Raw genomic sequence first — 12,044 nt, 5'->3', positions numbered from 1 at the left:
ATCAGCTCTTCTCCTTCTTGGCGCCGTAGCGGCTGCGGGCCTGCTTGCGGTTCTTCACACCCTGGGTGTCGAGCGAACCGCGGATGATCTTGTAGCGCACACCGGGGAGGTCCTTCACACGACCGCCGCGCACGAGCACCATCGAGTGCTCCTGCAGGTTGTGGCCTTCACCCGGGATGTACGCCGTGACCTCGACCGCGCTGGTCAGGCGAACACGCGCGACCTTACGCAGCGCGGAGTTCGGCTTCTTCGGGGTCGTGGTGTACACACGCGTGCACACGCCACGACGCTGCGGGCTCCCCTTGAGGGCCGCGGTCTTGGTCTTGGAGACCTTGTCGCGACGACCCTTGCGGACCAGCTGGTTGATGGTTGGCATAGACCGGCTTTCCTTATTGGTTATTGCGGTGTCGTATACGTGTCATCGAGTATTCACTCGCACGTCCGGCCACGTTTCTCGCGTCCCGAGGTCGGGCGTGTCGCGCGCAGGTCAGCAGCCCGATTCATGGGCACGCTGGAACTGTCGGCCGCTCTCGCTGGCCTACGTTCTGCGCTCGAACTTGCCCGCAAGCTTCCGGGCACAGCGATCCACGATACTCGGGTGCTCGAGCATGGGCAAAGCGGGGTCGATCACGCGGTGCGCGGCAAGTCTCTCACCTGGCCAGATTCAAGGTCAGCTCGACCAGCTTCTTCGCCGCACCGCACGGATCGGGGTGCGCGCTGCCTGCCCGGTAGTTCACCCACCAGCCGATGATGCCGGTATCGGCGGCGCTCGCGCTGACGCCGCACGAATCCGGATCGCCCGGCCGCCGCGTCTCCAGCGCGCTGCGCCCCTGCACGGTGATCGTGGTGGTGGTGTAGCCGAGCTTGTCGTTGTTGGTGCGCTCGTTGTTCAGCGAACCGATCTCGTACCAGTTCAGCGAGACCATGCCGCTGCCGGTCGCCCCGCCTTCCAGATCCCACATGCAGACCGCACCATAGAACGACGGCTGGACCATGCTGGTCTCGTCGACGACCTTCGCGATCTGGTCCTGGGTGACCACATCGCATTCACGCAGCAGCTTGTCGAAATCGGTGTTCACCGTGCTCGCCTCGGCGGCGCCGGTGGGCTGGGCCGAGCCCTCCACCGTGCGACCGCATCCGCCGAGCGTCAGTGTGACGCCCACCGCGGCCGTCACCGCCATCATCGCGCGCACGCGCCTGCCCCCGCCCGTCATCACCACTCCCCTCATTGCAGCCTCTGCACGGTCAGCTCGGCCAGTTGCCGCATCCGGTCGCACGGATTGCCACCATTCGCCTCGAACAACCCGTAGGACATCGACCATTCGAAGAAGTCGTCACCGATCTGCACGGCCAGATCGCACACCGACCCGCTCGGCTCCAGCGCCTGGAAGCCGTTCTTGCCCGCGACCTCGATCGACTGCGGATTGCGGCCCTGGGTGGTGACCCAGGCGCGTTCGCGTTCGATCGGACTTCCGCGGAAGGAGGCGAAGGTGACGCTGGTCGAGCCGCTGCCCGAGGCCTGCCAGTTGCAGCCGGTCGAATTCTTGAAGACCTGCGAGATCTGCGTCATCCCCGCGACTTCGCGCACCTCGTCATCGGTGACGTGACCGCATTCGCCGACGAACGGGCCGAGCGTGGCGACCTTCGGCGGCGGGCGATGCGGCGCCTGGGGTGAATCGCCCTCCTCGCTGGAGCCGCACGCCGACAGCAACAGCGTCAGGGCCGTCACCGAGACGAGGACCGACGGGATTCGCATGCGATGAACTCTACCGACCGCCTCGCGAGTCGGCCTCGGCTACAAATTCCCGCGGGCGTCCTGTTCGCGCTCGATGGCCTGGAACAAGGCCTTGAAGTTGCCCTTGCCGAAACCGAGGGAGCCGTGGCGTTCGATGAGTTCGAAGAAGACGGTGGGGCGGTCGGTGAGCGGGCGGCAGAAGATCTGCAGCAGATAACCGTCCTCGTCGCGGTCGACAAGGATGCCGCGAGATTGCAACTCCTGCACCGGAACTCGGACATGGCCGATGCGGGCGCGCAGTTCGGGGTCCTGATAGTAGGCGTCGGGGGTCGCCAGGAATTCGACTCCTTCGCGGCGCAGGCTGTCCACGCAGGACAGGATGTCGGCGGTGGCCAGCGCGATGTGCTGGACGCCGGGGCCGCGGTAGAACTCCAGGTATTCGTCGATCTGGGAACGCTTCTTGCCGACCGCGGGCTCGTTGAGCGGAAACTTCACCCGGTGATTGCCATTGGCCACCACCTTGCTCATCAGCGCCGAATACTCGGTGGCGATATCGTCACCGACGAACTCCGCCATATTCGTGAAACCCATGACTCGGCGGTAGAACTCGACCCATTCGTCCATCCGGCCCAGCTCCACATTGCCGACCACGTGGTCGATCGCCTGGAACAGCCGGGCGGGTGCGTCGGGCCGCGGCCGGAAGGCCGAGCGGCGCGCGATATAGCCGGGCAGATAGGGGCCGAGATAACCAGAACGATCGACGAGGGTGTGCCTGGTCTCGCCGTAGGTGGCCAGCGCGGCCGAACGGACCGTGCCGAATTCGTCGCTCTCGTCATGCGGTTCGACAAGAACGGTGGCGCCGTGCCTGCGCGCCCAATCGACGCACCGGTCCACGTCGGGAACTTCCAGCGCGATATCGACGACACCGTCGCCGTGGCGATCGTGGTGGGCGATCAGCGCACTGTCCGGATCGACGGCACCCTTGACCACGAACCTGGCGCCACCGCTGCGCAACACGAACGCCTTGTGATCGCGATTGCCGGTCTCCGGTCCCGAGTAGGCCTCCAACCGCATGCCGAACGCCGACTCCATGAAGTGCGCGGTCTGGGTCGCGTTGCCGACCACCCACACCAGGGCGTCCCAGCCGATCACCGGAAACGGATCGACACTGTCATCGTGGTCCACCAGTCCGACCAGAGTGCGCAGCTCACCGTCGGTCGGGGTGCCGGCACGCCGGGCGTCCGGCATCTGCTCGAGAGTCATGAACCAAGGAAATCGCCGACCGGAACGGTAGGCAACCAGCGGTGTTTTCGGTAGACACACTGGCGGATCGGCCTAGTAACTGGCCACCGATGCTGAGCAGATTGACTAGCATTGGGGAATCACGCGCTGTCCCGAACGGAGGCCGCCATGTCGCGCACACCGGCGAAACTCGACGATCTCGATCTCGCGATCCTCACCGCGATGCACGAGTACCAGAAAGCGGGAATTCTGGAGCTGTCGCGGCGCACCCGGGTTGCGCGCGCCACCGTGCAGTCGCGCATCGCGCGGCTGGAGGAATCAGGGGTGATCTCCTCCTACGACCCGCAGATCGACGTGACCGCCGCGGGTTTCGAGGTGCAGGCCTTCGTCACCCTGGAGATCGCCCAGGGGGCGCTCGACGCCGTCGCTGCCGAACTGGACGCGATACCGGGTGTTCTAGAGGCGTATGCGACGACCGGATCCGGCGATGTGCTGTGCCGGATCGGCGCGGATTCGCATACCGGACTCCAGGAGGTGCTGCTGAGTATCGACCGCACGAGTCCGGTGGTTCGTTCGCACAGTGTGATCGTGCTGTCGACGGTGGTCGAGCGGCGCACCCTGCCACTGCTGCGCACTCTCACCCCGACCGGGACCAGTAAGGCGCCTGCCTACCGCGAAGGTCGGTAGCGCGAGCCGTCGGACTCATGCCCGCAGGCGCCATGGTCGTTCAGCGCAGGGTGACGACGACCTTGCCGGTCGCGGTGCGATTATCCAGCGATGCGACGGCGTCGGCGGCCCGCTCGAGCGGGAACAGCACCGGCTGCGGCGCGGTGATCGCGCCCGAGGCGAGCAGCGGCTCCACCTCGGCCCACTGTTCGGCAAGGTAGCCCGGATGCGTCATGACCCATTCACCCCAGGCCGCGCCGATCACCTCGACGTTCTTGAGCAACAGTCGGTTCACCTTCACCGTGGGGATTTCACCCGCGGTGAAGCCGACGACCAGCAGCCTGCCCGCCGAGGCGAGTGAACGGACGCTGTCGGTGAAGCGGTCGCCGCCGACCGGGTCGAGCACGATATCCACCCCGCGACCGCCCGTCAGCTCCTTCACCGCGGCCAGCCAGCCATCGGCGAGCACCACATCGGTGGCGCCATTGGCCCTCGCGACCTCGGCCTTCTCCTCGGTGCTTACGACCGCGATGGTGCGCCCGGCTCCGAGCGCGGCCGCCATCCGCAGTGTCGACGTGCCGATACCGCCCGCGGCACCGTGCACCAGCACCGTCTCCCCAGCCGCCAGCCTGCCGCGGTTGCGCAGGCAGAAGTGGACGGTCAGATCGTTGAACAGGATTCCCGCGCCCGCTTCCAGCGACACGTTGTCGGGTAGGCGGAACACCATCTCGGCAGGCGCGAGAGCCACCTCGGCCATGGCATTGCCGAGCAGCGTCAGCGCGACGACCCGGTCACCGGGGCGCACATGGGCGCCCTCGGGCGCTTCCCGCACTACACCGGCGACCTCGCCACCGACGACGAACGGCAGCTGCGGCTTCATCTGATACAGCCCGCGCGTCATCAGTACATCGGGAAACGCGACCCCCGCGGCGTGCACATCGATGACCACACCACCGGCGTACGGCGTGGGTTCCGCGATGTCGACGACCTCGATCGATTCGGGTCCTTCCAGCTTGCTGACCTGGGCTGCGCGCATGTGCCGACCTCTTCCGTCTCTCCGGCGCCGTCGCCGTCGGCGACGCCGAATCCCAACCTAATAGGCACCGGGCCGCAGCGCTCACCCGCCGTCCGCGCAGCGCCCGATCCGTTGCCGAGAGCCCCTGTTCAGCGCCAACACCTTTGTTAAGCTCGGCCCAGTCGTATCGGGAGGGAAGGGGGACATCCGTGAGCGGTAACGAAGACACGAAGACCGTCCGCGTCGATCCGGAGGTGCTGCGCGGTTTCGCACAGCAACTGGGCGGCGAGGCACAGAACGTGACCGGCCTCGGCACAGCGGAAGACGCGAATATCAGCGGTGCGGTCACCGCGCTACCCGGCACAGCCTTCGGTACCGCCGCCCAGCATGCCTGCGACGCCACCGGTCAATGCCTGCAGCGCATCAGCGACCGGCTCACCACCGTCGCCGACAGCCTGCGCAATACCGCGGGCGCCTATGAACTCACCGAAGCCGACTTCGAGCAGAAGCTGAAGACGATCGGGCTACCGCAGTGACACTGACCATCCCCGACGTCGAACAGTGGAAGCCCGACCAGCTCGCCACCGCCGCCACCAACGCAGCCAATATCGCCACCCGCCTCGACGGCCTCACCGCCTCCGGCCGCACCAACACCGAGACCCTGGAGTGGACCGGTCCGGCCGGTACCGCCGCCAAGACCAGGATGGACACCGAGAAGACCCGCGCGGGCGCGGTCAGCAAGGCGCTACTGGAGCTGCAGACCGCGCTGAACGTCGAGGTCGGCAACCTCACCGAGACCAAGAGCAAGGTCCTGCAACTGCGCGACGGCGCCCAGACGCCGGGCGGCGAGATGCCCGGCTTCCAGGTCGCCGCCAACGGCACCGTCAGCGCCCAGGCTCGCATGGACTACCTGCGCAAGCACGCCGAGGGCAAGGCCAACGTCGAGGGTGAATGCCTGGCCGAGATGTATCTGGCCGCCGTGCATCAGTGGCATATCGCCAATGCTCTGAAGGCCGCCGCCGACGCCGCCGAACGCGCCCGCGTCCAGGTCGACAATGCCGCGAACAAGCTCGACCAGGCCTTCGCCGGTCTCGGTGACCCCACCCTCAACGTCCCCGCGCCTGCGGCCCCGGCCACCACCCCCGCCTCGACTCCGGCACCGAAGAGCGACAAGCCGAGCACAACCGGCAATACCAGCCCGCTGATGTCGGGGTCGGGCGGTTCGAGCTCGTCGGGCGGCGGCTCGAGCTCGTCGGGAGGCGACGGCAGCTGGTCGGAAGCCGCACTCCAGTCCGGTGGCGCGCCGACCGAGATGCCGACGGGCGAGAAGGCACAATGGATCCAGGAAGCCATTCAGACGCTGCGCGAAAACGGTTACGACATTTCCGATTCCGATGCCGCGATCATCGCCGCGATCATCGAGAAGGAGTCCGGCGGTAATCCGAACGCGATCAACTTGTGGGACAGCAACGCCGCCGCGGGTATCCCATCGAAGGGCCTGATGCAGACCATCGACCCGACCTTCAACTCCTACAAGCTGGCGGGTCACGACGACATCTGGAATCCGGTCGACAACATCATCGCCGGATCCCGGTACGCGATCGAACGATACGGGTCGTTGAGCAATGTTCCGGGCATCGTGGCGATGGGACAGAACCAGAGCTACGTCGGCTACTGATCGCGGCGCCGGAGTGCGGAGTGGAAAGAAGCTACGCGACTGATGGAATTGCCGGTGCGGCGGCGCCCGATGGGCCCCGACCTGGCGGCTCGCCGCGAGAGTGTGACGCACGCCCCGTAAAGTCGTCTCACAAGAAGCACCGCATGAGAACGCGGCACACCGTGCAGCGCGAGGAGCACAAGTGTCACTCGATCAGCCACTCGCCCCGCTTCCACAGGAGGACATGGGCTTTGCTTCGGCTTGGCCCGTACGAGCCGGCGATGTGGATCCGTACAACCGGCTGCGATTCGACGGCGTCGCCCGCTACCTGCAGGACATCGCCTGGGAGCAGCTGCAGCAGACACTATTGGAGCGAACCGATCCGAACTGGATCGTCCGGCGCACCGTCATCGACGTCATCAAGCCCATCATGTGGCCGGACCAGGTCCGGCTGGTGCGCTGGTGTTCGGCCATGTCGACCCGCTGGACGAATATGCGGGTGCGGATCACCAGCGACAACGGCGGCCTGATCGAGACCGAGGGCTTCTGGATCAATATCAGCGAGTCGAACAACCGCCCGGCCCGCATCAGCGACGAGGGCCTGTCCTACCTGGCCCAGACCGCGCAGGAGCATCGGTTGCGCTGGCGGCCGTGGCTCACCGACGCCACCCCGGCGGAATCGGACACCGACCTGCCGTTCCCGGTCCGCGCCACCGATATCGACCAGTACAACCACGTCAACAATGCCTGCTACTGGCAGGCGGTCGAGCAGTATCTGGTCGACTACCCGAAGCTCGTCGCCGGTCCGCACCGGGCCGTCATCGAATACGTGGCTCCGGTGCTGGCCCGCGAGCACATCACGGTCCGCAGCCGCTACGAGCCGGGCGACGGTGCCGGCTCCCCGACGCTGCGGCTGTGGTTCGTCGTCGGCGGCACCACCACGACCATCGTCCGCGTCATGCCGCTGCCCAGCTGATCGAGTGACACCTGGCCGTGGCCGCCTCTCGGCGTGCGCCGCGGCCGGGTGCCACTCGGTGCGTCTCAGCCGTTGGCAGCCTTGAGCAGGTCGGGACGGGTGGTGAACTTGACCCGCGGACGACCCGCGGACTTGCCGGCGGTGCGTTCGGCCTGGTCGATGGCACGCCAGCCGTCGCGGTCGACCAGATCGGGCTGCCGCTGCTGAATCAGCGCCCGCAACGCGGCCCGGTCGGCGCGCGGTGCGCCCAGCTTGCCCGCGATGAAGTCGGCGATCAGGCCCTCGACCGTCTCCTCCGAGTCGACCCGGTTGGAGCCGATCACCCCGCGCGGTCCGCGCTTGATCCAGCCGCTCACGTACACGCCCGGCACCGGTGTGCCGTCTTCGCCGATGACCCGCCCGTGCTCATTGGGGACCACGGCCCGCCGTTCGTCGAACGGAAGACCCGTGACGGGTTCACCGCGGTAGCCGATCGAACGCAGCACCAGCGACGCGGGCAGGCCGCCGGTGCGGTCGGTGGCGCGGGCGATCAACTGCTCACCCTCGCTGAGCAATTCGTTGTGCACGTATTCCAGCGATTCCACCCGGTCGGTACCGGTGAGCCCGGTGGGCGAGGCCAGGTAGCGGAACACGATCCGCTTGTTCGCCGGATCACGCGGCGCGTCCGCGAATTCCTGCGCCAGGGTGTATTTGAGCGCGAGCGAGGGCTCCACGTCCGGATCGTCGAGCACCGCCTGGCTGCCCGGATCGAGTTCCAGATCGGCCGGGTCGACGACGATGTCGACGCCCTTCAGATGCGCCAGCGCCATGAACTCCGGCGAGGAGTAAGCCGCCTGCAGCGGGCCACGCCTGCCGAGCACGACGACCTCGCGGATATTGCTGCGGCGCAGCGCGTCCAGCGCGTGGTCGGCGATATCGGTCTTGGCGAGCTCGTCGGGATCGACGGTCAGCACCCTGGCGACGTCGAGGGCGACGTTGCCGTTACCGACGATGACCGCCCGCTCACCCGACAGGTCGAATTCCCGGTCGGCGTAGTCGGGATGCCCGTTGTACCAGGCGACGAACTCGGTCGCGGAATGGCTGCCGGGCAGGTCCTCGCCGGGGACGCCCATATGCCGGTCGGACGCGGCGCCGACGGCGTAGAGCACGGCGTGATGGTGCTCGAGCAGCTCGTCATGGGTGATGTGGTTGCCGACCTCGACGTTGAGGTAGAACTGCAGCGTGTCCCGGCGGAACGCCGATTCGAACATGCTCGACACACCCTTGGTGCCCGGGTGGTCCGGGGCGACGCCTGCGCGCACCAGACCCCACGGTGTCGGCAGCCGATCGAAGATCTCCACCTCGACGTCGGAGCGGCGCAACAGCTCATCGGCGGCGTAGCAGGCGGCGGGCCCGGCACCGACGATGGCGACGCGTAGTGTGCCGAGATCCTTCGGTGGTCTCGTCGGCGCGGCGATCGGGTCGAAGTTCGACTCCAGCGGATGACGCTGGAAGTAGGCGGCGTTGACGTCGCGGAACCGGGCCAGCGATGCGGTCAGGTCGTCTTCGGGGAAGATGGCCTCCACCGGGCACGCGTCGACACAGGCTCCGCAGTCGATACAGGTGTCGGGGTCGATGTAGAGCATCTCGGTCGTCGCGAACTCCGGCTGGTCCGGGGTGGGTCGGATGCAGTCGACCGGGCACTCGGAAACGCAGCTGGCGTCATTGCAACAACGCTGCGTGATTACGTAGGCCATATTGTGCAGATCCTCGAAAACTGTGCGTGGGCTATGACCACCCCGGGTTGCGGGTGGTGCGGCGTCATGGTGGGGATCACGGAGTGACCGGTGGGCCGCCGTTGTGTGACGCCTCTTTCAGTTTGCCTCGAGTGTGGCCAGAGTCTCCGCACCGGAGGGCTTACGGTGGTGCCATGGTGCGGACTCTGATCCTCATGCGGCACGGTAAATCGGCCTATCCGGACGGCGTCGACGACCACGAACGCCCGCTCGCACCGCGTGGATTGCGCGAGGCGGGCCTGGCCGGACAGTGGTTGCGCGAGACCCAGCCGCCGATCGACGCGGTGCGCTGTTCGACAGCGACCCGTACTCGCGAAACCCTCGCCGCCACCGGCGTGACCGCCCCGGTGGTCTACGAACGCGGCATCTACGAGGCCTCGCCGCAGACCCTGATCGAACTGGTCCAGCTCAGCGACGACGACGTGGCCACCCTCCTCGTGATCGGGCACGCGCCCGGGATGCCGTGGACCGCGTGGGAGCTGGCAGGCAATCGCGACTCGACACCCGCGATCGAGCTGAGTCGCAAGTTCCCCACGTCGGCGCTCGCGGTGCTGCGTTTCGACCGGCCGTGGACGGAGGTCGATCCGGGGACCGGCGATCTGGTGAGCTTCCACGTGGCGCGATGACGACGTAGAGGCCCCTTGCCGGGCCCGGCCGGTCTCAGCGCAGCAGTTTGCCGCCGTACACGGCGACGCCGCCCAGCACCACCAGCAGTACCAAGGCTGCGATTCCGCCGAACAACCACCACACGACCCCGAGCGCCAGCGCGAACGGCGCGACGGCGATGGCGGTGATCACCGGGCTTTCCCGGACCGTGGCCCAGGCCGAACGGGCCCGGACGCGGTCGATTTCCTTACCTGGCATGGCTCCAGGGTAGGCCGGAACCGGCGAACGTGTCGGTGGTCGGTGCGATGCTCGTCACATGGATTGGAAAATCGAACTCGTGGCCATCCCGGTGACAGATGTCGACCGTGCCAAGGATTTCTACACCAAGATCGGTTTCAATGCCGATCACGACCACTCCCCCACCGAGGACATCCGTTTCGTGCAGCTCACGCCGCCGGGCTCCGGATGCTCGATCTGTATCGGCCGCGGCATCACCGAGGCGGCGCCAGGCAGTGTCGAGGGCATGCAGATAGTGGTCGCCAGCGCCGAGCAGGCCTATCAGCAGCTGACTGCCGCCGGTGTAGAAGCGGCGCCGGTGAAGGACCTCGGCTGGGGTCTGTTCACCTTCTTCGCCGATCCCGACGGCAACAAGTGGGCCGTGCAGGAGCTGCCGGATTACGCGGCAGGCTCGCCCAGCTGACCGGTTCCGGCCGCGCGGTGGTCGCGCCCCTCTCGATTCGTGTTTGCTTGGAGTGCACTCCAGGTGACTAACGTCGTCGGCGTTCGGCGAGAGGGGCCATCAGATGATCGAAACCGCACGTCAGGATGTAGACAGCACGGAGAGGGAGCGGCCGCGCTACTCGATCGGCGAGGTCGCCGATCGGTGTGGGCTGAGCCGGGACACGCTGCGCTGGTACGAGCGGATCGGGCTGATGGATTACATCGGCCGCGATCACACCGGCAAGCGCCGGTTCAGTGACCGCGATCTGGACTGGCTCGAATTGATCGGCCGCCTGCGCACCACGGGTATGTCGGTGGCGGACATGGTTCGGTACGCGGAACTCGTGCGTGCCGGGGATGACACGGTTCCCCAGCGTCTGGAGATGTTCCGGGCTACCCGCGAGGACTCGCTGGCCAAAATCGCCGAACTGCAACGGACGGTCGCCGTGCTCGACTACAAAATCGAGCTCTACGAGGGCAAGTCGACGACGGTCCGTCCGATCAGGTCTATCCACTGCGAAGGGACATCGTCATGACGAGCACGGACAGATTGGCCACCACTACTCTCGGCGCGGACGGTATCCGCGTGGGCACCCAGGGCCTCGGCTGCATGGGGATGAGCGAGTTCTACGGCAGCACCGATCTCGCGGAAGCCCGCGCCACGTTGGATCGAGCGCTGGAACTCGGCATCACGCTGTTCGATACCGCCGACATCTACGGGTCGGGCCATAACGAGGAGTTCCTCAGCGACTTCGTCCGAGCCAACCGGGAGCAGGTGGTCCTTGCCACCAAGTTCGGCATGCTCCGCAAGGCCGACGACCCGGTCTACCGCGGGTTCGACAACTCCCCCGGCTACATTCGCGACGCGGTCGAGGCCAGCCTGCGCAGGCTGGGAATCGACACCATCGACCTGTACTACATGCACCGGCGCGACCCCGAGGTGCCGATCGAGGACGCCGTCGGCACCATGGCCGAGTTGGTGCGGGAAGGCAAGGTGCGCGCGTTGGGCCTGTCCGAGGTGACCGGCGACGAACTGCGTGCCGCGCACGCCGTGCATCCCATCGCCGCGGTGCAGTCGGAATGGTCGCTGTTCTCCCGTGATGTGGAGAAGACCGCCGTGCCCGCGGCCGCCGAGCTCGGTGTGGCGTTCGTGCCGTACTCCCCGCTCGGCCGTGGCTTCCTCACCGGTTCGTTCAGCGCCGCGAACGAGCTGGGCGACGGCGACTTCCGCACCAGGATGCCCCGTTTCAGCGGGGACAATGCCGCGCACAACGCCGAACTACTCGCTCCGGTGCGCGCGATCGCCGAGGCACGCGGGCTGACACCTGCGCAGGTGGCGCTGGCGTGGGTGCATGCCCGGTCGGCCGTGCACGGCCTTCCGGTGGTGCCGATCCCCGGCACCCGCAAGCGCACACGGCTCGCGGAGAACGTGGGCGCGGCCGCGGTCACGCTGTCGACCGAGGAACTCGAGGCCTTGGAGCCCATCGCCGGTCAGGTCGCCGGGCCACGCTACGCGGATATGTCGTTCACCTCCGCGGGCCGCGAATGAGCTGCTCGGACTAGCATCCGAGAGTGGAGCCGACCGCGTACCGCATCCTCGCCGGTGCGGTACGCGGGACCGGCCCGATCGCAGGCTGCTCGAACTCATCGGT

15 protein-coding genes are annotated in these 12,044 nt (G+C 67.1%); 8 read left to right on the top strand and 7 right to left on the bottom strand.

The window, feature by feature from the left end; genetic code table 11:
- Position 1: 1 nt before the first annotated feature.
- The 4 genes from rpsL to hppD form a co-directional block, all read right to left on the bottom strand.
- Positions 2-376, bottom strand: a complete 375-nt coding sequence (rpsL, locus tag ACFXNW_RS26695; protein WP_019049359.1) for a 30S ribosomal protein S12 — start codon at positions 374-376, stop codon at positions 2-4.
- Positions 377-650: 274 nt separating this feature from the next.
- Positions 651-1,214 carry a DUF3558 domain-containing protein gene (locus tag ACFXNW_RS26690; protein WP_379420614.1) on the bottom strand — a complete coding sequence of 188 codons (564 nt, stop codon included), beginning with the start codon at positions 1,212-1,214 and terminating at the stop codon, positions 651-653.
- Positions 1,215-1,225: 11 nt separating this feature from the next.
- Entirely contained in the window at positions 1,226-1,756 is a 531-nt protein-coding gene (locus ACFXNW_RS26685) for a DUF3558 domain-containing protein (protein ID WP_379420532.1), read from the bottom strand.
- A gap of 39 nt (positions 1,757-1,795) precedes the next feature.
- Positions 1,796-2,998, bottom strand: a complete 1,203-nt coding sequence (gene hppD, locus ACFXNW_RS26680) for a 4-hydroxyphenylpyruvate dioxygenase (protein ID WP_379420531.1) — start codon at positions 2,996-2,998, stop codon at positions 1,796-1,798.
- 147 nt (positions 2,999-3,145) lie between these two features.
- Here hppD and ACFXNW_RS26675 point away from each other — a divergent pair, with 147 nt between their 5' ends.
- On the top strand, positions 3,146-3,664 hold the full coding sequence (locus tag ACFXNW_RS26675) for an Lrp/AsnC family transcriptional regulator (protein WP_379420530.1): 519 nt from the start codon (positions 3,146-3,148) through the stop codon (positions 3,662-3,664).
- Positions 3,665-3,704: 40 nt separating this feature from the next.
- On the opposite strand, the gene ACFXNW_RS26670 is transcribed toward ACFXNW_RS26675, so the two are convergent.
- Entirely contained in the window at positions 3,705-4,679 is a 975-nt protein-coding gene (locus tag ACFXNW_RS26670) for an NADPH:quinone oxidoreductase family protein (RefSeq protein ID WP_379420529.1), read from the bottom strand.
- A 188-nt stretch (positions 4,680-4,867) separates the two neighbouring features.
- Between ACFXNW_RS26670 and ACFXNW_RS26665 the strand changes: the two genes are divergently transcribed.
- From ACFXNW_RS26665 to ACFXNW_RS26655, 3 genes are all read left to right on the top strand, one after another.
- The gene (locus ACFXNW_RS26665) at positions 4,868-5,194 is read left to right on the top strand and encodes a type VII secretion target (protein WP_379420528.1); all 327 of its coding nucleotides are present in this window, start codon (positions 4,868-4,870) and stop codon (positions 5,192-5,194) included.
- Positions 5,191-6,336, top strand: coding sequence for a transglycosylase SLT domain-containing protein (locus tag ACFXNW_RS26660; RefSeq protein ID WP_379420527.1), 1,146 nt, complete (start codon positions 5,191-5,193; stop codon positions 6,334-6,336). The genes ACFXNW_RS26665 and ACFXNW_RS26660 overlap by 4 nt, the downstream gene beginning before the upstream one ends.
- 181 nt (positions 6,337-6,517) lie before the next feature.
- A complete protein-coding gene (locus tag ACFXNW_RS26655) occupies positions 6,518-7,291 on the top strand; it encodes an acyl-[acyl-carrier-protein] thioesterase (protein ID WP_379420526.1) in 774 nt (257 codons plus the stop codon).
- A gap of 65 nt (positions 7,292-7,356) precedes the next feature.
- Here ACFXNW_RS26655 and ACFXNW_RS26650 read toward each other — a convergent pair whose 3' ends face one another.
- A complete protein-coding gene (locus ACFXNW_RS26650) occupies positions 7,357-9,027 on the bottom strand; it encodes an FAD-dependent oxidoreductase (RefSeq protein WP_379420525.1) in 1,671 nt (556 codons plus the stop codon).
- A 173-nt stretch (positions 9,028-9,200) separates the two neighbouring features.
- On the opposite strand from ACFXNW_RS26650, the gene ACFXNW_RS26645 reads away from it, so the two are divergent.
- Positions 9,201-9,692 (top strand): SixA phosphatase family protein, encoded by a 492-nt coding sequence (locus tag ACFXNW_RS26645; protein WP_379420524.1) that lies wholly within the window; start codon positions 9,201-9,203, stop codon positions 9,690-9,692.
- Between the two features lie 34 nt (positions 9,693-9,726).
- On the opposite strand, the gene ACFXNW_RS26640 is transcribed toward ACFXNW_RS26645, so the two are convergent.
- The gene (locus ACFXNW_RS26640; protein WP_163825563.1) at positions 9,727-9,930 is read right to left on the bottom strand and encodes a hypothetical protein; all 204 of its coding nucleotides are present in this window, start codon (positions 9,928-9,930) and stop codon (positions 9,727-9,729) included.
- A gap of 58 nt (positions 9,931-9,988) precedes the next feature.
- On the opposite strand from ACFXNW_RS26640, the gene ACFXNW_RS26635 reads away from it, so the two are divergent.
- The 3 genes from ACFXNW_RS26635 (at position 9,989) to ACFXNW_RS26625 (ending at position 11,941) form a co-directional block, all read left to right on the top strand.
- On the top strand, positions 9,989-10,372 hold the full coding sequence (locus ACFXNW_RS26635; protein WP_379420523.1) for a VOC family protein: 384 nt from the start codon (positions 9,989-9,991) through the stop codon (positions 10,370-10,372).
- 103 nt (positions 10,373-10,475) lie between these two features.
- Positions 10,476-10,928 (top strand): MerR family transcriptional regulator, encoded by a 453-nt coding sequence (locus ACFXNW_RS26630; RefSeq protein ID WP_379420522.1) that lies wholly within the window; start codon positions 10,476-10,478, stop codon positions 10,926-10,928.
- Positions 10,925-11,941, top strand: coding sequence for an aldo/keto reductase (locus tag ACFXNW_RS26625; RefSeq protein WP_379420521.1), 1,017 nt, complete (start codon positions 10,925-10,927; stop codon positions 11,939-11,941). The genes ACFXNW_RS26630 and ACFXNW_RS26625 overlap by 4 nt, the downstream gene beginning before the upstream one ends.
- Positions 11,942-12,044 lie beyond the last annotated feature (103 nt).

The sequence above is a fragment of the Nocardia sp. NPDC059180 genome, from assembly GCF_042754945.1.
In the GTDB taxonomy this organism is placed as follows: domain Bacteria; phylum Actinomycetota; class Actinomycetes; order Mycobacteriales; family Mycobacteriaceae; genus Nocardia.
Note: the sequence above shows the minus strand (reverse complement) of the source record. Positions and strands in the feature narration are given on the sequence as shown.

Coding starts and splice junctions, on each gene's coding strand:
- rpsL (WP_019049359.1), bottom strand. CDS start 376: ATGCCAACCATCAACCAGCTGGTCCGCAAGGGTCGTCGCGACAAGGTC.
- ACFXNW_RS26625 (WP_379420521.1), top strand. CDS start 10,925: ATGACGAGCACGGACAGATTGGCCACCACTACTCTCGGCGCGGACGGT.
- ACFXNW_RS26635 (WP_379420523.1), top strand. CDS start 9,989: ATGGATTGGAAAATCGAACTCGTGGCCATCCCGGTGACAGATGTCGAC.
- ACFXNW_RS26640 (WP_163825563.1), bottom strand. CDS start 9,930: ATGCCAGGTAAGGAAATCGACCGCGTCCGGGCCCGTTCGGCCTGGGCC.
- ACFXNW_RS26650 (WP_379420525.1), bottom strand. CDS start 9,027: ATGGCCTACGTAATCACGCAGCGTTGTTGCAATGACGCCAGCTGCGTT.
- ACFXNW_RS26690 (WP_379420614.1), bottom strand. CDS start 1,214: ATGACGGGCGGGGGCAGGCGCGTGCGCGCGATGATGGCGGTGACGGCC.
- ACFXNW_RS26630 (WP_379420522.1), top strand. CDS start 10,476: ATGATCGAAACCGCACGTCAGGATGTAGACAGCACGGAGAGGGAGCGG.
- ACFXNW_RS26685 (WP_379420532.1), bottom strand. CDS start 1,756: ATGCGAATCCCGTCGGTCCTCGTCTCGGTGACGGCCCTGACGCTGTTG.
- ACFXNW_RS26670 (WP_379420529.1), bottom strand. CDS start 4,679: ATGCGCGCAGCCCAGGTCAGCAAGCTGGAAGGACCCGAATCGATCGAG.
- ACFXNW_RS26645 (WP_379420524.1), top strand. CDS start 9,201: ATGGTGCGGACTCTGATCCTCATGCGGCACGGTAAATCGGCCTATCCG.
- ACFXNW_RS26675 (WP_379420530.1), top strand. CDS start 3,146: ATGTCGCGCACACCGGCGAAACTCGACGATCTCGATCTCGCGATCCTC.
- hppD (WP_379420531.1), bottom strand. CDS start 2,998: ATGACTCTCGAGCAGATGCCGGACGCCCGGCGTGCCGGCACCCCGACC.